This is a genomic window from Amycolatopsis sp. NPDC005232, from assembly GCF_040607795.1.
In the GTDB taxonomy this organism is placed as follows: Bacteria; Actinomycetota; Actinomycetes; order Mycobacteriales; family Pseudonocardiaceae; genus Amycolatopsis.
In genome coordinates this window covers 11,896-32,426 of sequence record NZ_JBEXHL010000014.1, presented here as the reverse complement: position 1 = coordinate 32,426, position 20,531 = coordinate 11,896, and the positions used below count along the sequence as shown (strand labels likewise).

The 20,531-nt window shown below is 69.9% G+C and carries 18 protein-coding genes; 9 read left to right on the top strand and 9 right to left on the bottom strand.

Annotated features, from left to right (window positions below):
• Nucleotides 1-84: 84 nt before the first annotated feature.
• On the top strand, nucleotides 85-792 hold the full coding sequence (locus ABZU76_RS25695; RefSeq protein WP_354873845.1) for a serine/threonine protein phosphatase: 708 nt from the start codon (nucleotides 85-87) through the stop codon (nucleotides 790-792).
• On the opposite strand, the gene ABZU76_RS25690 is transcribed toward ABZU76_RS25695, so the two are convergent.
• Genes ABZU76_RS25690 through ABZU76_RS25680 form a run of 3 tightly spaced genes read right to left on the bottom strand, consistent with a single transcriptional unit; the run spans nucleotide 781 to nucleotide 2,023 of the window.
• Nucleotides 781-1,362 (bottom strand): DUF2127 domain-containing protein, encoded by a 582-nt coding sequence (locus ABZU76_RS25690; protein ID WP_354873843.1) that lies wholly within the window; start codon nucleotides 1,360-1,362, stop codon nucleotides 781-783. The two genes, ABZU76_RS25695 and ABZU76_RS25690, sit on opposite strands and share 12 nt — an antisense overlap.
• A 59-nt stretch (nucleotides 1,363-1,421) precedes the next feature.
• Nucleotides 1,422-1,832, bottom strand: a complete 411-nt coding sequence (locus ABZU76_RS25685; protein ID WP_354873841.1) for a hypothetical protein — start codon at nucleotides 1,830-1,832, stop codon at nucleotides 1,422-1,424.
• Entirely contained in the window at nucleotides 1,829-2,023 is a 195-nt protein-coding gene (locus ABZU76_RS25680) for a zinc finger protein (RefSeq protein WP_354873839.1), read from the bottom strand. Before ABZU76_RS25680 ends, ABZU76_RS25685 begins: the two co-directional genes overlap by 4 nt.
• Before the next feature lie 104 nt (nucleotides 2,024-2,127).
• On the opposite strand from ABZU76_RS25680, the gene ABZU76_RS25675 reads away from it, so the two are divergent.
• Both ABZU76_RS25675 and ABZU76_RS25670 read left to right on the top strand, forming a co-directional pair.
• Nucleotides 2,128-2,961, top strand: coding sequence for a Scr1 family TA system antitoxin-like transcriptional regulator (locus ABZU76_RS25675; RefSeq protein ID WP_354873837.1), 834 nt, complete (start codon nucleotides 2,128-2,130; stop codon nucleotides 2,959-2,961).
• A 14-nt stretch (nucleotides 2,962-2,975) separates the two neighbouring features.
• Nucleotides 2,976-3,152, top strand: a complete 177-nt coding sequence (locus ABZU76_RS25670) for a DUF397 domain-containing protein (protein WP_354873835.1) — start codon at nucleotides 2,976-2,978, stop codon at nucleotides 3,150-3,152.
• Nucleotides 3,153-3,203: 51 nt separating this feature from the next.
• Here the strand turns inward: ABZU76_RS25670 and ABZU76_RS25665 are convergent, their stop codons facing one another.
• Together ABZU76_RS25665 and ABZU76_RS25660 are read right to left on the bottom strand one after the other, a co-directional pair.
• Complete coding sequence (locus ABZU76_RS25665; protein WP_354873833.1) at nucleotides 3,204-5,576, bottom strand: GH92 family glycosyl hydrolase; 2,373 nt, start codon at nucleotides 5,574-5,576, stop codon at nucleotides 3,204-3,206.
• 170 nt (nucleotides 5,577-5,746) lie between these two features.
• A complete protein-coding gene (locus ABZU76_RS25660; RefSeq protein ID WP_354873831.1) occupies nucleotides 5,747-6,778 on the bottom strand; it encodes a hypothetical protein in 1,032 nt (343 codons plus the stop codon).
• Nucleotides 6,779-6,964: 186 nt separating this feature from the next.
• On the opposite strand from ABZU76_RS25660, the gene ABZU76_RS25655 reads away from it, so the two are divergent.
• The 3 genes from ABZU76_RS25655 to ABZU76_RS25645 all read left to right on the top strand — a co-directional run bounded on the left by ABZU76_RS25655 (nucleotide 6,965) and on the right by ABZU76_RS25645 (nucleotide 10,652).
• Entirely contained in the window at nucleotides 6,965-7,885 is a 921-nt protein-coding gene (locus tag ABZU76_RS25655) for an ABC transporter substrate-binding protein (protein WP_354873829.1), read from the top strand.
• Between the two features lie 471 nt (nucleotides 7,886-8,356).
• Nucleotides 8,357-9,670, top strand: coding sequence for an LLM class flavin-dependent oxidoreductase (locus ABZU76_RS25650; protein ID WP_354873827.1), 1,314 nt, complete (start codon nucleotides 8,357-8,359; stop codon nucleotides 9,668-9,670).
• A 193-nt stretch (nucleotides 9,671-9,863) separates the two neighbouring features.
• Nucleotides 9,864-10,652 carry an endonuclease/exonuclease/phosphatase family protein gene (locus tag ABZU76_RS25645; RefSeq protein ID WP_354873825.1) on the top strand — a complete coding sequence of 263 codons (789 nt, stop codon included), beginning with the start codon at nucleotides 9,864-9,866 and terminating at the stop codon, nucleotides 10,650-10,652.
• A gap of 63 nt (nucleotides 10,653-10,715) precedes the next feature.
• Here the strand turns inward: ABZU76_RS25645 and ABZU76_RS25640 are convergent, their stop codons facing one another.
• Nucleotides 10,716-11,111: a hypothetical protein gene (locus ABZU76_RS25640; protein WP_354873823.1), complete on the bottom strand. Its 396-nt coding sequence runs from the start codon at nucleotides 11,109-11,111 to the stop codon at nucleotides 10,716-10,718.
• A gap of 268 nt (nucleotides 11,112-11,379) precedes the next feature.
• Nucleotides 11,380-12,228: a helix-turn-helix transcriptional regulator gene (locus ABZU76_RS25635; protein WP_220242938.1), complete on the bottom strand. Its 849-nt coding sequence runs from the start codon at nucleotides 12,226-12,228 to the stop codon at nucleotides 11,380-11,382.
• Between the two features lie 101 nt (nucleotides 12,229-12,329).
• On the opposite strand from ABZU76_RS25635, the gene ABZU76_RS25630 reads away from it, so the two are divergent.
• On the top strand, nucleotides 12,330-13,094 hold the full coding sequence (locus ABZU76_RS25630; protein ID WP_354873820.1) for an SDR family NAD(P)-dependent oxidoreductase: 765 nt from the start codon (nucleotides 12,330-12,332) through the stop codon (nucleotides 13,092-13,094).
• Here the strand turns inward: ABZU76_RS25630 and ABZU76_RS25625 are convergent.
• A complete protein-coding gene (locus tag ABZU76_RS25625) occupies nucleotides 13,043-14,044 on the bottom strand; it encodes an RNA polymerase subunit sigma-70 (RefSeq protein WP_354873818.1) in 1,002 nt (333 codons plus the stop codon). The two genes, ABZU76_RS25630 and ABZU76_RS25625, sit on opposite strands and share 52 nt — an antisense overlap.
• Nucleotides 14,045-14,148: 104 nt before the next feature.
• On the opposite strand from ABZU76_RS25625, the gene ABZU76_RS25620 reads away from it, so the two are divergent.
• Nucleotides 14,149-15,054, top strand: a complete 906-nt coding sequence (locus ABZU76_RS25620; protein WP_354873816.1) for an SDR family oxidoreductase — start codon at nucleotides 14,149-14,151, stop codon at nucleotides 15,052-15,054.
• A 25-nt stretch (nucleotides 15,055-15,079) separates the two neighbouring features.
• Here the strand turns inward: ABZU76_RS25620 and ABZU76_RS25615 are convergent, their stop codons facing one another.
• Nucleotides 15,080-16,540, bottom strand: coding sequence for an amidohydrolase family protein (locus ABZU76_RS25615; RefSeq protein ID WP_354873814.1), 1,461 nt, complete (start codon nucleotides 16,538-16,540; stop codon nucleotides 15,080-15,082).
• Nucleotides 16,541-17,187: 647 nt separating this feature from the next.
• On the opposite strand from ABZU76_RS25615, the gene ABZU76_RS25610 reads away from it, so the two are divergent.
• Nucleotides 17,188-20,415: a S8 family serine peptidase gene (locus tag ABZU76_RS25610; RefSeq protein ID WP_354873812.1), complete on the top strand. Its 3,228-nt coding sequence runs from the start codon at nucleotides 17,188-17,190 to the stop codon at nucleotides 20,413-20,415.
• Nucleotides 20,416-20,531 lie beyond the last annotated feature (116 nt).

Here is a 20,531-nt window from a genome sequence, read left to right as displayed (position 1 = left end):
ACAGCCGGGTCTCAGTCTGTTCCCAGGAAACGAGCGCATTCTGGAAAGCGCAGGGGGAAAGCCGCGAACACCGGGGAGGTCACGATGGCCGGATACCCACGCTGGCACACCGCCAGCGCCCAGGGCCCACGCGAGCGCAACGCCGACGCCGTGAGCGCCTACGCCCTCGCCGGTGCGCCCGGGATCACCTTCGCGCTCGCCGACGGCGTCGGCGACGACCCCGGAGCGGGCCGCGCCGCCCAGACCGCCGCCGCGGCCGCCGCGCGCACGCCCGTGCAGAGCGGGCCCGTCGCCGCGATCCTCAACGCCCAGCGCGCCCTGCGCGAGCTCGGCGGCACCGGCGACGCCGTGCTCGTGGTCGCCATGCCTTTCCCCGGCGGCTACCGCATCGCGTGGGTCGGCGATTCCCGCGCGTACGCCTGGGACGGCACCATGATCCGCAAGCTCACCACCGACCACACGCTGGCCGAGTACTTCCGCGCGCGCCACCAGCCGTACTCGCCGCGCATGGAGCACATGGTCACTACGAGCGTGCGCACCACGAAGCCCGACGAGATCGGCACGACCGAGGTCGTGGGCGGCGGTCTGCTGCTCACCAGCGACGGCGTGCACAAGGTCCTCCCGCCCGCCACCATCGACGAGATCCTGGCCGACCCCGAACGCGGCGCCGCGGCGCTGGTCGAGACGGCCATCACCTTCGGCGGCACCGACAACGCCACCGCGCTCTTCGTCGAACAGCCGGAGGTGGACGTGGCCGCCATCGTCACCGAGCGATTTCCCTCAGCTGCCTGAATCCATGCTGTCTGAATCCGCGCTGCCTGCACCAGGGCCGTCTGATTCACGCTGACGGGCTCGTTCCCGGCGCAGCTGCCGGTACTCGCGGTACACGAGCACGATGATCACCGCGTCGAGCGCCGCGAAGAACGGCAACGCGATCGAATGCGTGTTGATCGCCCGGTACACCTCGTAGACCACGAACGCGCCCAGCACCACCATCGCCACCGGGTACGCCCGCATCCACTTGCGCGCGAGCGCCCACACCAGCAGCAGCTTGATCAGGCCGTGGGCCAGCAGGTACGCCACCGCGAACGTCTTCGTGCCACCGCTCACGAAGTGCTCGGTCGCCAGTTCCAGGTGGCGGGCGAGCGTGCCCGACGGGTCGCCCAGCAGGTCGCGCGTGATCACGGCGTGGGCGAAGCCCGTGACCACCGTCGCCGGGATGAACGCCAGAATCAGCGCCCCGACCAGCTGCACCGCGCCGTCGAGCCCCTTGAGCGTGATCGCGATCCGGAACAGCCGGTCGGTGCTGGTCTTCTGCTGGTTCTCCTGGTTCGGCTGGTTCTGCTGGTTTGGCTCGGCCATCGGTCCAGCCAACACGAAAACCGCCGGTCACGCTCGGGTCGGGCGCCGGTGAGCACCCGTCAGGAGGATCCCTGCCAGGCTTGGCACGATTCGCACCTTTCGTGGCGCGCCGCGCGGTTCGTGGCGTCCCGGCCGTAGAACGGGTAACACGCCGAACCGCACAACGCCAGGAACACATTCCCGCACCGCAACGGCCTCGGCCCCACCTGGTGCACCACCCCGATCACGTGCCGGCGCGTGCCGGCCTCGGGCAGCCACCCGTCGGGCGGCAGCACAGCGAGGATGGCCGCGTTCAGCTCGTCCGACCTCGTCACGAGCGCGCCGCCCAGGTCGAGCAGCCGCTCGCCGAGGTCGCGCAGCGCGTCGGGGCGGGGCAGATCTTCCTCGAACGTCCGCACCAGGAACGCGAGATCCGCGCCCAGCGCAGCGTGCAGATCCCGGATCCGCTCGAGGAGCAAGGTGTCGTTCACGTCCGGCTCAACCACGCCGACGAACACACCGCACACGTCGGATCGAACCAATTCCCGCCGAGCTGCGGAACGTCCGTCCGCGCCACGGTCACCTCCACCCCGCACAACGCGACGAACGATTCCTCCGGGCGCGGCGCGAAAGGCCCTTCATGAGCGTGCCGTTTTCCCTCGGCCTGCTGCCATCTCAACACAGCGGTCTCCCCTATTCAGCAACGTGCTGAACACAGCCTTCTGTCAACTTTCGTAAACGCCAGCGGCGCCACGGGTGATCATTCGATTACGTATGATCACGGCCATGACCAAGCCTTCTGGCACCCCGCGCGCGGTGGCGCTGGGTGCGGCGCTGCGCGAAGTGCGCGAAGCAAGGAAGTTCGGCGTACGCGAGCTGGGAAGGGCACTCGAGCTGAACCCGAGCCTCATTGCGCACTGGGAAGCCGGGACCCGCACGCCCTCGATCGAGGATGTGGCCACGCTGATGGGCTATCTGCGGGTGCTCGGCGAGGCGAGGCGCCGGATCATGGACTTGGCCAGGCACGTGCGCGACCCGAACTGGATGGCGGCCGGGCAAGCCGAATTGACTCCCGAATTGACCACTCTGCTGCAATACGAGCAGGGCGCGCACGCAATCAACGAGTGGGCGCTCAACGTCATTCCAGGACTACTGCAGACTCCAGATTATGCACGAAACATCTTCGAAGACTCAGGATTGACCGCGGAGCAGACCGATGCGCGTATTCAGGTCCGCCTCAACCGGCAGAAGATCCTCACCGAACGAGACCCGGTCAATTACTCCGCAATAATCGGCATCCACGCGATAGATGAGCCAGTTGCGGCCGGCTGGGTCATGTCAGATCAGATGGACCACTTGCTGGCCATGTCCGAACGGCCAAACGTGGCTTTGCGAGTGCTCCCCCGGCAGCCACGTTATCACCCTGGCATGAACGGCTCTTTTGTTATTTTCGAGTACCAACACCGAGACCCCGTTGTGTTGCTGGAGCAGCACAGCACGACCTCGTTCCTGAGCGCCAGTAAGGATTGGGGACTCTATCGACAGCTTGCTAGGCTGCTCGCCGGAGAGGCATTGAGCGAGGACGCGAGCCGCGCGGTGATCGCGGAGGCAGCTAAGTAAGCGGAGGTCCACACATGCAGACTGCCCGGTGGCGGACGTCGTCCTACAGCACGGCGAATTCCAATTGCGTCGAGGTAGCAGTCGCAGAGCGGGTCAGTGTCCGGGACACCAAGAATCGCGAAGCAGGACAACTCACCGTCTCGCGCGAAGCGTGGCAGGGCGCGCTCACCGCGTTGCACACGAAGCACTGAAGGACCTGAAGCCCGGGGTTGCGGCCCTGTTGGACCGCAACCCCGGACTTGTCAGGCGCGCGCCACCGCCGGCGGACCGGCGTTGACGCCCCAGCTCGTCGGGGTGTCCGAGAGCTGAATCTTGATCGTTCCCGCGCGCAGCAGGTCCTTGTGCGACAACCAGCTCTGCCGCAGCTTGCCGCCGTTGCCCGGCCCGTCGGTCTTGACCGAGGACACGTACTGCAGCTTCGAAGCGCTGGCGCCCGGGGCCTCGATGCTGATCGTGCGGCCGTGTTCGGGCCGGATCTCGACCTTGTCGAACATGGGTGCGGTGATCACGTAGGTCGCGGAGCCGGGCTGAGCCTCGAAGATGCCGGCCATGGCGAAGACGAGCAGCGACGAGGTGGCGCCGAGATCGTCGTTGCCGGGCATGCCGTAGACGTTGTCGGTGAAGAGCGTGCGCATGGCGCGCAGCACGGCCGACGTCTTCCACGGCGCGCCGGTCCACGTGTACATCCACGGGGCGGCGAAGTCGGGCTCGTTGTTGGGGTTGAACGCGAAGTTGTTGTGGTAGTCGTAGGCGCCCGTCACCCAGGAGTCCGCGGCGGCCTTCGCCGGGTCCGTGAGCACGGTGGGCATGTCGAAGAACTTGTCGAGCCGCTGCTCGGCCTGCCCTGCGCCGCCCATCAGCCCGAAGAGGGTCTGCGGGTCCTGCTGGCCCATCCACTGGTACTGCCAGGCCGTGCCCTCGTGGAAGGCGTTGGTCTGGGTGGGGTCGGGGTTGCCGACCGTCGAGCCGTCGGCGTTCTTCGGGACGGGGAAGCCGTTGAAGCCCTGGGAGGTGATCGTCGGGTCCCAGAGTTTGGTGAAATTGTCACAGCGAGAAGCGAGAGTTTTCGCCTTGTCCTGGTAACCCAGTCCCGCCGCCATGGTGGAAAGCGAACAGTCACCCAGCGCGTACTCCAGCGTGGCGGAGCCGGCCTGACGGCTGTCGCCGAACTTGTAGCCGGGCAGGTTCTGGTAGGCGACCCAGCCGTTCTGGACGTAGCTGGGGTTGCCGTCGCGGCCGCGGAAGATCGACTGGTCGGCGGGGACCTCGTTGGCGTTCTTCCAGAGCGCGTCGAACAGGCCGTGCGCGGTGCGGTTGTCGAGCAGGCCGCGGTTGTAGATGTCCACGACCCACGGGGTGATGGGGTCGCCGGACATCACGTTGGTCTCGCTGTTGCCCAGGCCCCAGCGTGGTAACCAGCCACCATCCTGGTAGATGTGCAACACGGATTTCGCCATGTCGGCGGCCTTGTCCGGATGCAGCAGCGCCACGAGCTGGTTCTGCGAGCGGTACGTATCCCAGAGCGAGAACATCTGGTAGTACGTCGAATCCGCCTTGTGCACCTGATCGTCGAAGCCGCGGTAGCGATTGTCCACATCGGACCCGATCGACGGGTGCAGCAGCGAGTGGTAGAGCGCGGTGTAATACGTGCGCTGGTCTGGTGTTGTTCCACCAGCCACCCGCATGCGGTTGAGCTCGTCCTGCCAGGTGTTGTGCGCTTGTGAACGCGCCTTGTCGAACGACTTGGGCTGCTCGGCCTTGCGGTTGAGGCGAGCGCCGTCGACCGAGGTGTAGGACAGGCCGACGGACGCACCGACCTGGTCGCCCTTGCTCGGGTCGAACGTCAGGTAGGCACCGGCGCGCTGGGTGCCGCGTGAGGCGTCGCGCTGGTTCGGGGTGATCGTGCCGTCGGTCCAGGTGCCGAAGCTCTGGAACGTGCGGTCGAACTTGGCGCTGAAGAAGATCCGGTAGCGCTCCTTGCCGGTCTCACCACAGAAGTTGCCGCCCTGCAGCCAGCCTTCGACGGTGTCGTTGCCGACCACGTGGACATCGCCTGCGTAGGTGGAGCCGTTGCTCTGGCCGACCTCGATGAGCACGTTCTCGGGTCCCGAGCCGGCGGGGTAGGTGTAGCGGTGCTGGCCCGTGCGCTGCGTCGCGGTCAGCTCGGCCTGGATGCCGTTGTCGAACTTCACGCCGTAGTAGCCGGGCGCGCGGGTTTCGTTGGCGTGGCTGAACTTCGCGCCGTACTGCGCCGGGTCCGACGACGTGACGGCCCCGGTGGTCGGCATGAACCGGAAGTTGCCCATCGTCTGACAGCCGACGCCCGAGAGGTGCGTGTGGCTGAAGCCGAGGATGGTGTCCTGCTTGTAGTCGTAGGAGGCGTACTGGTTCAGCTGGGTGTCGGGGCTCAGCTGCACCATCCCGAACGGCACCGCGGCACCCGGGAACGTCGTCCCGTCGCCGTTGTTGCCGATACTGGTGTCGACGAGCGTGGTGGGGTCGTCGGCGAACTTCGGCCCTTGCTGGGCCTGGGCTGTGGCTGCCGTGGTGGTGGCCGCTGTGGCCACGGCGCTGGCGAGCACCAAGGCGGCGAACACGCGTTTCCGCGCTCTCATCGCGTTCCTTTCGGCGTGACAACGTTGTCAGATCGGGGTGTCTACGATCTTTGCCCGTTAGGTGGGGTTCCGTCAATCCACCGGGCGTACCAGTGGGGGGTTCACCGCGGTGCTGAATCGGTTCCGGTGGTGCAGACCACTGGCAGCGTTGTCAGGCGTCTTCCGGCAGCTCAGTGCCAGGCTTCCGGCCCCGTCCGCACCACCGCGTCCCGATCCGCCGCCTCCTCGATCGCCAACGCGATCCGGTGGTCCTCGATCCCATCCGCCAGCGGGTACGGCGCCGGCCCCTCACCGCGGACCCAAGCCCCCGTGTCGGCGAGCAGCGTGGCGATCGCGATCTCCTCGTCGTTCCACCGTCGGCCCTGGTACGGGTTCCGGTAGAGGACCTCGGAGCCGAACGTGAGGTGGTCGGTGTCGAAGCCGTCGAGGTCGAGGTCGTAGCCGGTCTGGCGGCGGATGATCGGGGTGTGGGTGATGGTGCGGTCGCCGGTCAGCCTCAGGACGTCCTGGTCGGCCAGCTCGCCGCGGGTGCCGCGGACGAGGAGGCGGCGGTGCAGGAGCTGGTTGTGCCACTGGTTGTCGGTGAAGTCGTAGACGCCGACGCCCTCGGCGAAGACCACCGCGGCGAACGTCGTCACCGCGGGCTTGGTCTCGACGACGTCGGCCCAACCCGCGCGTGACAGGGGGTCGGCCAGCAGTGCCGTCGTCCGAGTGGCCCGCACCTCCACCGGGCCGCGGCCGGCGCCGAGGAAGGTCCGCATCGAGGACACGGCGTGGTACTGGTGCGTGGAGGACACGTCGACGCGCGTGATGTCGCCGAGGACGCCCGACCGGGCCAGCGCGATGCGGGCGGCGTGGGCGGGCATCCGGCTGTACTGCTCGGCGACCTGGACGAGACCGCTCTCGCCGACGTCGTGCCACAGCGCCCTGAGGCCGTCCAGATCGGGCGCGGGCGGCGTCTCCGCGAGCACCGGCACGCCGCGGCCCACGAGCTCCCGGATCAGGCCCGGCGTCACGTGCCACGGCACCGACGTCACCACGAAGTCGGGCTTGCGCCGGAGACACTCGTCGAGCGAGGTGAACACGGGCACCGGCAGCTCCTTGGGGCTGCGCGACACCACGCCGATGCAGTCGAGCTCGTCCGCGAGCCGCCAGAAGTACTCCGCGCGCCAGCCGGATCCCACGATCGCGTAACTCGTCACGTGATCAACCTATCGGCTCGCATGACCTTTCGGACCGATATTTCTGGCCGTGAATCGGGAATAACCGCTGTCCACAGCAGACGCCGGCCCCATGTGATTCCCACGATGTGGTTTCTGTCGGTACCCGTCTATAGGGTCCCCATGATCGGTCACCAAGACCGTTCTCGAACCGAGGAGTGTGGGCACGTGCGCTGGACCCGGACCATCCGAGCGGGGGCGCTGCTGGCCGTGGCGGCGCTCGGCCTCACGGCGTGCGGTGGCGGCGGCAGTGACCAGCCGGCTGCGCAGAGCAAGGGCGGCGCGCCGATCGTGGTGGCGTCGTTCAACTTCACCGACAGCCAGATCCTCGCGGAGCTCTACGCGGGCGCGCTGGAGGCGAAGGGCTACCCGGTCACGCGCAAGCTGAACCTGGGTTCGCGCGAGCTGATCTACCCGTCGCTGAAGAAGGGCGAGCTGCAGTTCGTGCCGGAGTACCAGGGCGCGGCCATCGCGACGGGCTTCGGCAAAGACGCGGTGAAGGACGCAGCCGGAGAGCACAGCCAGCTGGCCGAGCTGTTCAAGCCGGAGGGCATCGGCCTGCTGAACTACGCGCCGGCCGAGGACAAGGACGTCTACATCGTGAAGGCCGACCTGGCGAAGTCCAAGGGGCTCTCCACGATCGGCGACCTGAAGAAGCTCGACAAGGTCGTGATGGCGGGCGGTCCGGAGTGTGAGACGCGGCTGCCGTGCTTCAAGGGCTTCCAGGACGTGTACAAGCTCACGAACGCGACGTTCAAGACCGTGCAGGAAATCGGCCCGCGGGTGCAGGAGCTCGACTCGGATGGCGCGACCGTGATCCCGGTCGACTCGGTGAGCCCGGTCGCCGGTGACTCGAAGTACGTGGTGCTGAAGGACGACCTCGGGATCGAGCCGACGGAGAACGTCGTGCCGGCGGTGAGCCAGAAGGTGCTCGACGAGCGGGGCGCGGACTTCGCGGCGGCGGTCAACGCCGTCAGCGCGAAGCTGACCACCGACGAGCTGCGTGACCTCAACAGCCGCGTCGACTCCGACGGTGAGCCGGCCGCCGACGTGGCGAAGGACTGGCTGAAGCAGCAGGGCCTGGCCTGAGGTTTCGGTCTGGCGGGGTCGGGTTGCGGTCGTTCCCTCCGCTCTGTGGCGCGGACGCCACGGGGTGGAGGGGCCCCAGCCGCTGCTGCGACCCGGGCGAGACCCTGGCGAACCCGCCCGAACGGCCCGACGGCCACCACGAGATACGGGCGCCGCGCCGAACGGTCGGCGGGGAAGCCGCCCAGCCGACTGTGGTGGCGCGGCGTTCGCAAGCCCAACAGCACGACCCCACCCACCCGACAACCCCGCAGCTGCGGCGAGGTGCGGTCCGGCCACCGAACCGGCCGCCCCATGGCGGCGAGGGCACCCGCTCGCAAGCCCACCGCCGGCAGCCCCGGCCGAGCTGCCCCGGCTGCCGCGCCGCACGGCCGACCGGGAAGCCGGCCGGGAAGCCGCTCGCCGAAGCTGTGAACCGCCGCGGTGAGCCGGAACCACAACACCCGTGACAACACTGCTTGAGGAGCCCAGCTCATGAGCGCGCGACCGTTGCACTTCAACGCCTTCATCTGGCCCAACGGCTACCACGAATCAGCGTGGCGGGTCGTCGACGACGACGTACGTGGGGTCCTCGGCCTGCCGTACTACGCGGACATCGCCCGCACGGCCGAGCGCGGTCTGCTGGACACGATCTTCCTCGCCGACAACATCGCCATCCCCGAGTACCGCGTGGCGCACTTGCCGCAGACGCAGTTCGATCCGATCTCCGTCCTCTCCGCGTTGGCGGCGGTCACCAGTCACATCGGGCTGATCGGCACGGGGTCCACCACGTACAACAAGCCGTGGGAGCTGGCACGGCGGTTCGCGACGCTGGATCACCTCAGCGGGGGCCGGGCGGGGTGGAACATCGTCACCACCGTGACGTCGCTGGCGGCGGCCAACTTCGGCGAGGCCGCGCACCCCGATCACGCCGACCGGTACGCGCGGGCGCACGAGTTCGTCGACGTCGTCACGCGGGCGTGGGACAGCTGGGAGGACGGCGCCCTCTTGGGCGATCGGCCCGACGGCGTGTGGGCGGACCGCGCGAAGCTGCACGCGCCGCGGTTCCACGGGGAGTTCTACGACGTCGAGGGCATCCTGCCGTTCCCGCGGTCGCCGCAGGGGTGGCCGGTGCTCGTGCAGGCGGGGCAGTCGTCGGCGGGGATCGGGTTGGCGGCGCGGTTCGCGGAGCTGGTGTTCTCGGGGCCGCCGTCGTTGGAGGCGGCCGTGAAGTTCCGCACCGACCTGCACGCGCAGGCCGCGGCGGTCGGGCGGGCGCCCGAGCAGGTGCTGGTGTTGCCGGCGTTGATGATCACGCTCGGCGACACCGAGGCTGCCGCACAGGAAAAGGCCCAACGGCTGGAGGACCTGTCCAGCGAGGAGTTCCGGTGGCAGAACGTGCTCTACACCGCCGGACTCGATCCGGACGCGTACGACCCGGACGCGCCGTTGCCCGCGGAGCTGCTCGACGCGCCGGCGGCGTCGAGCCGGGCGGCGCAGCTCGTCGAGGCGGCCCGCGCCGAGCCGACCGCGACGCTGCGAGAGCTGACCTCGGCCATGAAAAGCGGGGCGGGTCAGTTCCACTTCGTCGGCACGCCGGAGCAGCTGGCCGACCACATCCTCACCTGGCAGGACGCGGGCGCGGTCGACGGCTTCACGATCATGGGCTCCACCCTCCCGTACGAGCTGACCACCTTCGTCGACCACGTGGTGCCGCTGCTTCAGGCGAAGGGCCGCTTCCGCACGGAGTACACCGGGTCGACTCTGCGCGAGCACCTCGACCTGCCCAGGCCCGAGGGGCGGGGCTGACGCGGAGGTGAGTGGCGGAAGGCGCCGGCCCACCCGCCGGCGCGGCCTCGATGGTGCCCGCGATCGCGAGAAACCGTAGTGGCGCAACGGAAGGCGCCGAACTCCGGTATGGAGGTTGCCCGCCGGACGTCCACCCGGTGAACTCTTGTCGAGAGGTCTTCGGGTGGCCCGGCCCGGGCCGCAGAATCTGCTCGTGACCCAACGTTTCGCTGCGCGTCTGCGCACTGTGCTGTTCTGTCTGCTGGCCTTCGGGCTCCTGTCCCCCCTCGCCACCGCCGGCGCCACCGAGGCCGGGCACGGGCGGTCGCCGTACTCGCTGTTGCAGATGAACGTCTGCTCCAGCGGCTACGCCGGCTGCTACCCCGGCACCGAGTACCCGAAGATCGTCGACGAGGTCGCCGCCAAGATCGAGGCGAACAACGTCGACGCGGTCACCCTCAACGAGGCGTGCAGCGGCGACGTCGCCCAGGTCGCCACGCGCACCGGCTATCACTACCGGTTCGCCACGGTGATCTACAAGGGCGCCCCGCTGGCCTGCAAAACTCCGGAAGGCCGTGGGTTCTTCGGCAACGCCGTGCTGACCAAGGACGCGATCCGCGCCTCCCAGGACGCCCCGTACTCCGTGTTCAGCGGCGTGGAGCAGCGCCGCTGGCTCTGCGTGACGACCGCGCGCGGAGTGGACGTCTGCACCAGCCACCTGTCGACCGACGGCGAGGCCCCCGGCACGACGAACTCCGTCCAGTGCACCGAGCTGACCGCCGTGCTCGCCGCCCGGCACCGGCCGACCATCTTCGCCGGTGACGTCAACCGGCACGCTTCGTGCGCGCCCCAGGGCTTCTGGACGCTGACCGACGCGGCCGCCGCCAAGGACCCCGGCATCCAGCACTCCTACGGCACCCTCGCCGCGGCCCGTGCGAAGGTCCTGCCGACGACCTACACCGACCACGACGCTCTCCTGGTCCACGCCGAGCTCCGGCACTGACCCGGCGCCGGTCCGGGCGCCCTCGTATCGGGGCGCCCGCACCGGCGGTGGCCGCGCAGGCCGTCACCCGCGCCGGTTGGCCGCGATCGACCGCACCAACGTCCCCGGCCGAGCCAACGTCGCCGGGTGCGCCAGGAGGTACGCGACCTCGTCGAAGCGCCGCGCGATCTCCGGCTCGAACACCGACGCCGCCACGATCTGCCTGATCGCCCGATTGTGCAGGCGATAGCCGCGGGGGTAGGGACCGTCTACATGGGGCAGTTCGAGGTCGCCGCCCGTGGAGAGGCCCCAGGCGGCGTCGACGATCACACGTTGCAGGGCGAAGAACGCGTGCGCCGGCACGGCCAGATCTGGGCCGGTGCGCAGGTACTCCGAAAGACACGAAGCGTGCAGGGCGGCGCAGGACATGCCCTGGCCGTAGATGGGGTTGAAGGACGCGACGGCGTCACCGGTGGCCACGAGCCGCGCGGGGAAGCGGCGAAGGCGGTGGAAGTCGCGGCAGTGACCGCGGTGTCCGAGAACTCCAGCCCCGTCACGCGCGCGACGACCGACCGGACGTTCGGCAACGCCGGCGTGTGCTCCCGGATCTGCGCTTCGAGGAACGACCGGCTGCTGCTGAGCATGTCGGTGTCCGACCCGACGATCTTGCGCACGCCGTCGGAATACGTGCTGCGCAACCGGGCCGGTGCGGGCTGTGCCCCGCCGCCACGGCTTCACCACGAACCGATCACCGGGCCGGAGCCGGGAACTGCTCGTGCCCCAGCACTCCGAGCAGCTGGATCTTCTCCGCCGCCTCCGTCCGCGGCGCCGCCGTGAGCACCAGCAGCGACTGCGACCAGTCCTCTGTGAACAACGCCTGGCAGTCCACCTCGATCGGACCCAGCTGCGGATGGATCAACGTCTTGTGGTCCTCGAACCGCCTCGCCACCTCGTGCCGTTCCCACAGCTCGGCGAACTCCGCGCTCTCCTGCCGCAACGCCCGCACCAGCTCACCGGCGCGCGATTGCGGCCCCATCGACCCGTACGCGGCGCGCAGGCCCGCGACTTGGGCGCGGCTCTGGCGGGCACGGTCGGCGGCCGGGTAGATGAGGCGTTCGCCGGGGTCGGTGAACCAGCGGTAGATGCCGCTTCGGGCGAGGCCGGTGTGGTGGGAATGGTCGCCGTAGAGGGCGTCGGCGAAGCGGTTCTGCACGAGGACCTCGCCGAGGTTCGACAGGATCAGGGCGGGCGTGTCGTCGAGCCGGTCGAGGACCCGCAGCAACGCAGGCGCGACGTGAGTGGCGACGGCGACGGCCGAAGGCGCGTTGCGGCCGGAGATCTGGAACAGGTAGTCGCGCTCTCCGGCGTTCAGGCGCAGCGCGCGGGCCAGCGACGCGAGCATCTGCTCGCTCGGCTGCGGACCGCGCTGCTGTTCGAGCCGGGTGTAGTAGTCGGTGGACATGGCGGCCAGCGAGGCGACTTCCTCACGCCGCAGCCCGGGAGCGCGGCGACGCGCGCCCGCAGGCAGGCCGACGTCCTCGGGTTGCAGCTCCTCCCGGCGTCGGCGCAGGAACTCCGCCAGTGTCGAACGATCCATGACACTCAGTATCCGACTCACGGCGGGCACGAACCAGGGACCGCCGATCCCCCGATGAGCGGTCTCTGCACCTCAGCCTTGCGAAGCGCGAAAGTCGTGGCATGGACATCAGCGGAAACACCATTTTCATCCCCGGCTCGACCAGCGGCATCGGCCTGGCCCTCGCGCTCGAGCTGCAGGCGAAGGGCAACACCGTGATCATCGGCGGCCGCCGCAAGGAGCTGCTGCGCGAGATCGCCGCCCGGCACCCCGGTCTCGACACCGTGCGGATCGACACCACCGACCCCGCCGGCATCGACGCCGCCGCCAAGGAGGTGCTCGCGAACCACCCCGACCTCAACGTGCTGGTCACCATGTCCGGCATCATGCGTATCGAGGACTGGCACCGGCCCGAGTCGTTCCTCGCTTCGGCCGAATCGGTCGTGACCACCAACGTGCTCGGCCCGATCCGCCTCATCGCCGCCTTCGTCGAGCACCTGCAGACCCGCCCCGACGCGACGATCATGACCGTCTCCTCCGGCCTCGCCTTCACGCCGCTGAAGGTGACGCCGAGCTACAACGCGTCGAAAGCTGCCATCCACATGCTCAGTGAATCGCTGCGCCTGCAGCTGGCCGACACGTCGGTGAAGGTCATGGAGCTCGAACCGCCGTCCGTGCAGACGGACCTGCTCCCCGGCCAGGCCGGCAACGACCACGCCCAGCCGCTCGACGAGTTCGTCAGCGAGGTCGTGAACCTCATCGAGACCCAGCCGAACGCCCGCGAGATCCAGGTCGAGCGCGTCAAGTTCCTCCGCTACGGCGAAGCCCGCGGCGACTACGACCAGGTCGTCGCCGCCGTCAACGCCTCCGACCCGCACGGCGACTGAGCCACGGCGAGCTCGGCCGGGAGCCCGAACAGGCCGAACAGCCGCGGCTCGAGGTGCGCCTCGAGCGCGGCGACCCGGTCGCCGGCGACGTCGACGACCAGCACCGCGAAGGCCCGCAAACCGCCCTCGCCGGGGTAGATCGCGAAAGCGGGCGAGCCGTTCGCCTCGATCGGAACGAGCCTCGACGCACGGCACGGGCTGTCCTCGCGCCGGAACCACCGCGAGATCTCGGTCCGGCCGGCGAGCCAGAGGCCGTAGGGCGGCATGGCGAGCGTGGCGTCCTCGTGGAGCAGCGCCGTGAGGGCGGGCACGTCGTAGCGTTCAAAGGCGTCGACGAACCGGGCGAGCAGCGCGCGCTGGGTGTCGGTGAGTCCGGCCGCCGGCGCCGGGCGCTCGGCGAGGCGCCCCCGTGCGCGGCGCAGCAGCCCGTTCGCGGCGGCCACGGTGATGCCGAGGAGCCCGGCTGTCTCGTCCGCGCTGAACTTCAGGACGTCACGCAAGATCAGCGTCGCGCGCTGCGGTGCGGAGAGCGTGTGCAGGGCGGCGACGAAGGCGAGGCGCACCGATTCGCGCCGCACCACCGTTTCCGCCGGGTCGGCGCTCGGTGACAGGAGCCAGCGATCGGGTGCGGGGCCGACCCACCTCGCCGGTTCCCCCACGCCGAGCGGCGAACTCGCGTCGCCGGCCGCGGTGACGTCGACGGGGTGCTCCCGGCGAGGCCTGCGCCGGAGCTGGTCGAGGCAGACGTTCGTCGCGATGCGAAACAGCCACACCCGCGGGGTGGCGGCGCCGGTGAAGCCGGCGCGCCCACGCCAGGCCCGCAGCATCGTCTCCTGCACGGCTTCGTCGGCGTCGACGGCCGACCCGAGCATCCGGTAGCAGTAGCCCAGCAGCTCGGGCCGATGCCGGGCGTCGAGGTCGGTCCAGTCGTCAAGGGTGGTCGGCGTCACAACCCCGGCAACGCGCCGGACGTCCGGTGGATTCCGCGGTCAGTTCGCGGGCAGCGCTTCGTCTACAGGGATCAAGAGGGAAATTCGACGAAGGAGTCACCCCCATGATCCTCATCACCGGCGGCACCGGGCTCACCGGTTCGGCTGTCGTGCGCGAGTTCGTCCGGCGGGGTCACCCGGCGCGGGCCCTGGTCCGCAGCCCGCAGCCGGCGTTGCCCGGCATCTCCACGGTGCACGGCGACCTGCTGGCGCCGGACACGCTCGGCCCGGCTCTCGACGGCGTCGAGACGGCCGTCCTGATCTCCGGCGCGGACGGCCGGATGGCCGAAGCGCAGGCCAACCTGATCGACGCCGCCGTGCGGCGCGGTGTCCGGCGCGTCGTGAAGGTGTCCGGAATGGGCACGGACCCGGGTTCGGGCTTCCGGTTCGCGCGGCTGCACGCACGGATCGAGGAGCACCTGCGCGCGTCCGGCATCGCCTGGACGATCCTGCGGCCGAGCCAGTTCATGCAGGTCTACCTGCGAGAAGTACCGACGATGCTCGCCGACGGCGAGCTCGCCCTGCCCCTCGGCGCCACTCGCCTGGCCCCGATCGACGTCGAGGACATCGCGAAGGTCGTCTACGCCGCGGCCACCTCCGACGGCCACGAATCGGCCGTTCACGAAATGACCGGACCGCAAGCGCTGACCATGGCGGAGGTGGCCGAAATCCTGACCGGCGTCGTGGGACGGCCGATCCGCTACGTCGACCTCTCCGCCGAAGAGCACCACCGCCGCGTCGTCGCGGCCGGTATCCCGGCGCAATTCGCGGACGACCTCGCCGCGCTCTTCCACCTTCGCCGCACGGGGAGTCCTGAGTCTACTGTGGACACCACGGTGTTCTCGAAGCTCGGCCTCCGCCCGACGTCCTTCGCCGACTTCGGCGCCCGCGCGGCTCCGCTCTTCCGCGGTGAGGTGACGCCGGGGCGGTTGTGGGCCTCGGGTTGGCAGGCCGGCGCCGCCGCCCGCTGACGCGCCGGACCGGCCCGCTGCCAGCTCACGCCAGATGCGTCGGCTTCCCGGCCAGGATCGTCGCGGTGAGCGGCATGTCCCGCAGCTGCGCCGGGGACAAGTGTGCCGGGTCCGCGGCCGTGACCATCAGATCGGCCACGTCCCCGACCTCGATCCCCCGGCGTCCACCCGAAGCGGCGGCCAACGCGTCCGCCAGCGGGATCGCCTGTTCCGGATGCCACGCCGGCCGGTCGTCGTCCGTGCGGCCCACGGCGGCGGCGATCCCGTCCCACGGGTCCAGCGGCGCGACCGGCGCGTCGGAGCCGATTTCGAGGCGGGCGCCGGAATCCAGCAGGGCGCGGTAGGCGTAGGCGCGGTCCGTGCGGCCGTACCAGTGGCGGTCGGCCACGTCGCGGTCGTCGGGCTGGTGGGCGGGCTGCACGCTCGCCACGAGATCCAGCCCGGCGAACCGCGGGACGTCGTCGGAAGACAACAGCTGCGCGTGCTCGATGCGGCCGGGGCAGCTGACGGCCGCGAACGCGTCGAGGGCGATGGTGTTGGCCTTGTCGCCGATGGCGTGGACCGCCGGCACCAGGCCGTTTTCCCAGGCCCGCCGCATCAGCGGCTCCAGCTCCGAAGATGGAAGTTCAAGCAGGCCAGGAGAATCCGACTCCGGATAGGGGTCGTGGCAATACGCTGTGCGGGTGTTGAGCGAACCGTCCACGAACAACTTGAACGGCCCCACGCTCAGCAACCCGCCGCCGGCCGGCAGCACGTCACCGGTCCGGTGGCCGCGGGAAACAGCGACGTCCAGCAACGGCCGCGAAATCACACAGGCCACCCGCGTCGCCGGTGCCACCTCGGTAACGCGGCGAGTCCAATCGGTGACCGTGTCTGCGTACTCGTAGTCCACGATCCCCGTCACACCACGGGAAGCCGCCGCACTGAGCGCGTCGGCGACCCAGCGGTCCTGCACGTCCGGCGCGGCCGACGGCAGCGCGGCCGTGGCGGTCATGCAGTCGTTTTCCAGCAACACACCCGTCGGGTGGTCGCGGCCGACCAGCTTGAGCGCGGCGGGACTGAGCCAGAGCGTGTGCAGATCCGCGCTGAACAACGCGACCGCGCGGCCCGGCAACGCGCGCTGCAGCAGGTCCTTGTGCGGCTTGTCGGGCCAGAGCCCGTCGCGGAAACCAGCACCGACGACGACGTCGCCCGGCTGGTCGGACGTCTCCAACAACCGCCGCAGCAGCAGTTCCACCGCTTCCGCCGCCGAACGCGCGTCCCCCAGCAGGATGCGCCGGCGGAAGGTGGCCCACTGCAGGGCGTGCACGTGGGCGTCGACGAGACCCGGCAGGAGCGTGCCGCCGTGGCCGTCGAGCACACGCGCGGCGAAGCCCGAACCGGTGCCCGGCTCCTCGATGGCGGCCACGCGGCCGTCGTTCACCCGCACGTCGGCGAGCCCGCCGCCCAGCCCGACCCGCACCCGGCGGAGAAGGAGATCGTCCATCCGCCCAGCCTGCCAGCCCGGTACGGGGGAAGGGAATCACCGGCACGACAAGAACACCGCCACCCCGTCACTGCCCGAACGGGTGACGAATGTGCGATGCTGGGAATGCGGGGGTACTCCCCTGTTGTTCGAACAAGTACAGGGCAGCCGTCGCCCGCCGCAGGGTCAGGGCCGGTCAGGGGCGCCGCCTTCACAAGCCGCGCAGGGTTCGACTCCCTCGGTTGCCACGAGCGAGTGGGTGGAGTGTGTCCGCTGGAAGCGCGGACCCCGCTCGCTCGTCGTATCTCCGGGGGTGCAACCCCGGGCCCGCCCGGAGGGCTTCGCCCCCGGACCCCCACGGTGGTCGCCTTTGCTGAGTGGCCCCCGGCGGCGGTCGCGTTGCCGAGCCGTCTCCCCCCGAAGTCCCGATGGTGGTCGTGTTGGCGAGCCGTCTCCCCCCGACCCCCGACGGTGGTCGCCTTCGTGAGTCGTCTCCCCCGGACCCCCCGGGACCCTGCGGTGATCCTTCGCGGGGCCGTCGGCCGCGGAGTCGTCGTGGTGGTGGTCTGGTCAGGCCGTCGGGTTAGGCCGTTCGTCTCACGCCGAATTGCGGCCGATAGGCTGACTGTCTGATTGATGCGGATGGTCCCGACCTGTGTACTGCTCCGATGACACAGCAGAAATCACGCTGGAGACGGCGGGTGGGGATCACCCTCCTCGCCACCGCCCTCGGCGTCGCCCCCGTCGGGGTGCCCGCCGCGCTCGCCGCGCAGCCCCCTTCCTCACCCGGAAACCCCACCGCCACTGACGGCAAGACCCTCGACGACGGTGACCGCGCGCTCGTCGCCGAAGCCCAGCGGGCCGGCAAGCGCACCGTGACGCTGCTGGTCGCCGCCGAGCGCGGCCGCTCGAGCGCCGCCGTGAACGACCTCAAGGCCCTCGGCGGCGTGGTCGAGTCCACGGACGCGAAGCTCGACTACGTCAAGGTCTCCGTGCCCGTCGCGAACGCCGAGAAGGCCGCGAAGCTCAAGTCGGTGAACGCCGTGGACGTCGACGGTCTCATCCACCGCGACGACCCGAAGCCCGAAGGCGCGGCCAACCCGATCCCGCAGCCGGCTCCGGGCAAGAACACCCCGCGCGTGAACCCGTACCTGCCCACCGGCGACACCTACGCCGCGCAGTTCGGCCAGACCTTCGGCGGCTGGGACGGCAAGGGCACCACCGTCGCCGTGCTCGACTCCGGCGTCGACCTCGACAGCCCCGCGCTGGCCAAGACCAGCCACGGCGACCGCAAGATCGTCGACTGGTACGACGCCAACGCCACCAACTCCGGCGACGGCACGTGGGTACAGCAGTCCACCCAGACCTACACCGGCACCTTCGCGTCGAACGGCCGCGACTGGACCTCGCCCGCCACCGGCGGCCCGTACACCTTCGGCCTGTTCAAGGAGACCGCGGGCGACCTCGGCGGCGCCGGCAGTGAGACCGGCGGCGACCTCAACCGCGACGGCGACCGCGCCGACTCGTGGGGCGTGCTGCTCGACACCGCCACCAAGCAGGTGCGCGTGGACCTCGACGGCGACGGCGACTTCACCGACGAGAAGCCGATGTCGGACTACGCCAAGAACTTCGACGTCGGCTACTTCGGCACCGACAACCCCGCCACCGACCGCGCCGAGCGCATGGCGTTCGTGGTGCAGACCGACAAGCCGGGCTTCGTGAACATCGGCATCGCGGGCGCCGAGCACGGCACGCACGTGGCCGGCATCGCGACGGGCAACGACCTGTTCGGCGGCAAGATGGACGGTGCCGCCCCGGGTGCGAACGTGATGGCCGTGAAGGTGTGTCTCACCACGGACTCGTGCACCTCCAGCGGTCTGCTCGACGGCGTGGTCTACGCCGCGAGCCACGGCGCCGACGTCATCAACATCTCCATCGGCGGCCTGCCCGCGCTCAACGACGGCAACAACGCGCGCGCGGAGCTCTACAACCGCACGATCGCCGAGTACAACGTGCAGATCTTCATCTCCGCGGGCAACTCCGGCGCGGGCGCGAACTCGGTCGGCGACCCGTCGGTGGCCACGGACGCGATCAGTGTCGGCTCGTACATCACGCGCGAGACGTGGCTGTCGAACTACGGCTCGAAGGTGTCGAAGGCCGAGGCGCTGCACCCGTTCTCCTCGCGCGGTCCGCGCGAAGACGGTGGCTTCAAGCCGGACATCATCGCGCCCGGCGCGGCGATCTCCACCGTGCCGCGGTGGGAGGCGCCGGGTCCGGTCGCGGGCACGTACCAGCTGCCCGCCGGGTACGCGATGCTTCAGGGCACGTCGATGGCCTCACCGCAGGCGACGGGCGCGGCGGCTCTGCTGGTGAGCGCGTACAAGGCGACGCACCACGGCCAGCGTCCGCCGGTCGCGGCGCTGCGCTCGGCGATCAAGTCCACGGCGCGTTTCGTGCCGGGCATCGGCGCGTACGAGCAGGGCGCCGGGCTGTTCAACGTGCCCGCCGCGTGGGTCGCGCTGTCGCTGAACCCGAAGCCGGACGCGGTGACCACCGCGGTCGACGTGCACACGGTGCAGGCCAACCTGCTCAAGCCCACCCCGGGCGTCGGCGTCGGCATCCACGACCGCGAGGGCGTGACCGTCGGAAAGTCCTACACGCGCACGTACACGCTCACGCGCACGTCCGGTTCTTCTCGTCCGGTGGTGTATTTCGCACGCTGGGTGGGCAACGACGGAACATTCTCCTCGGGTTCCCTGGTGTCTTTGCCACTGAACAAGCCCGTTTCCTTCCAGGTGAAGGTGAACCCCAAACAGGCCGGTGCGCATTCGGCGCTGCTGTACCTCGACAACCCGCTGACGATCGGCGTCGACGTGCAGACCATGAACACGGTCTTCGCGCCGGCTGAGTTCGCCTCGTCGGGCACCTTCACCGCGTCGGGCACGATCGCGCGCAACCAGTCGGTGAGCTACTTCCTGCGCGTGCCGCAGGGTGCGAGCTCGCTGCAGGTCGACCTGACCGGTGGTGGTGACCCCGGCAAGGGCCAGGTGCGCTTCCTGCGCTACGACCCGACCGGCGTTCCGGTCGACAGCAACACCTCCACCAACTGCTACAACCCCGACGCGGGCGCGGGATGTGTCGGCGGCACGCCGACCAGCCGCACGCTGACCAACCCGCTGCCGGGCGTCTGGGAGATCACGGTGGAGGCGCGCCGGACGTCCGATGTGGACACCGCGCCGTACAAGCTGACGGTTTCCGCGCTGGGCACCGCGATCACGCCGAACCCGGACGACATCGCGTCGGCTCCGCTGGGTACCGGGGTGGATCGCACGTACACGGTGAAGAACTCGCTCAAGGCGTTCACCGGGCACGTGGTGGGCAGTACGTTCGGCAGCGCGAAGATCACGCGGCCGACGATCGCGCAGGACCAGTCGGCGCAGACGCCGCTGACCGTGCTGCCGGGTTCGACGTCGCTGACGGTGACGATCGGCAACACCGCCGACACCGCCGCCGACCTGGACCTGTCGGTGTACAACTGCAGCAGCGGTTCGTGCGTCCTCGCGGGCCAGAGCGCCGACGGTGACTCCGAGGAGTCGGTGACGGTCCAGAACCCGGTTGCGGGCGCGTGGATCGCGGTCGTCGACGGGTACTCCGTGCCCACCGGGACCACGGCGTACGACTACCTGGACGTGTTCGTGAACCCGTCGTTCGGCGGCGTCACGGTGACCGACCCGGTCGCCGCGCACGCCTCGGGCACCACGTGGACCGTGCCGGGTGTCGTGACAGCCTCGGCCGCCCCGGGCGCGGGCCGTGTGCTGCGCGGTCAGCTCTCGGTGGTCGACGACGCGGGCGCGACCGTGGGCAGCGGCATCGTGCTGGTGCGTTCGGTGAGCTAGGTGTTCTCCGGGGAGCGCGGCACCGCGCTCCCCGGAAGCACGCCCTGCGCCGCCTTCTCCCCGCTGCGGCCGCCTCCGGTGCCGCGCAGGATGTAGGCGATCCCCACCGCGATGAG

Bases quoted from the DNA above. Each gene is read 5' to 3' on its own strand.
- ABZU76_RS25695 (WP_354873845.1), top strand. From the start codon at position 85: ATGGCCGGATACCCACGCTGGCACACCGCCAGCGCCCAGGGCCCACGC.
- ABZU76_RS25690 (WP_354873843.1), bottom strand. From the start codon at position 1,362: ATGGCCGAGCCAAACCAGCAGAACCAGCCGAACCAGGAGAACCAGCAG.
- ABZU76_RS25675 (WP_354873837.1), top strand. From the start codon at position 2,128: ATGACCAAGCCTTCTGGCACCCCGCGCGCGGTGGCGCTGGGTGCGGCG.
- ABZU76_RS25670 (WP_354873835.1), top strand. From the start codon at position 2,976: ATGCAGACTGCCCGGTGGCGGACGTCGTCCTACAGCACGGCGAATTCC.
- ABZU76_RS25665 (WP_354873833.1), bottom strand. From the start codon at position 5,576: ATGAGAGCGCGGAAACGCGTGTTCGCCGCCTTGGTGCTCGCCAGCGCC.
- ABZU76_RS25650 (WP_354873827.1), top strand. From the start codon at position 8,357: ATGAGCGCGCGACCGTTGCACTTCAACGCCTTCATCTGGCCCAACGGC.
- ABZU76_RS25635 (WP_220242938.1), bottom strand. From the start codon at position 12,228: ATGGATCGTTCGACACTGGCGGAGTTCCTGCGCCGACGCCGGGAGGAG.
- ABZU76_RS25630 (WP_354873820.1), top strand. From the start codon at position 12,330: ATGGACATCAGCGGAAACACCATTTTCATCCCCGGCTCGACCAGCGGC.
- ABZU76_RS25620 (WP_354873816.1), top strand. From the start codon at position 14,149: ATGATCCTCATCACCGGCGGCACCGGGCTCACCGGTTCGGCTGTCGTG.
- ABZU76_RS25615 (WP_354873814.1), bottom strand. From the start codon at position 16,540: ATGGACGATCTCCTTCTCCGCCGGGTGCGGGTCGGGCTGGGCGGCGGG.
- ABZU76_RS25610 (WP_354873812.1), top strand. From the start codon at position 17,188: ATGACACAGCAGAAATCACGCTGGAGACGGCGGGTGGGGATCACCCTC.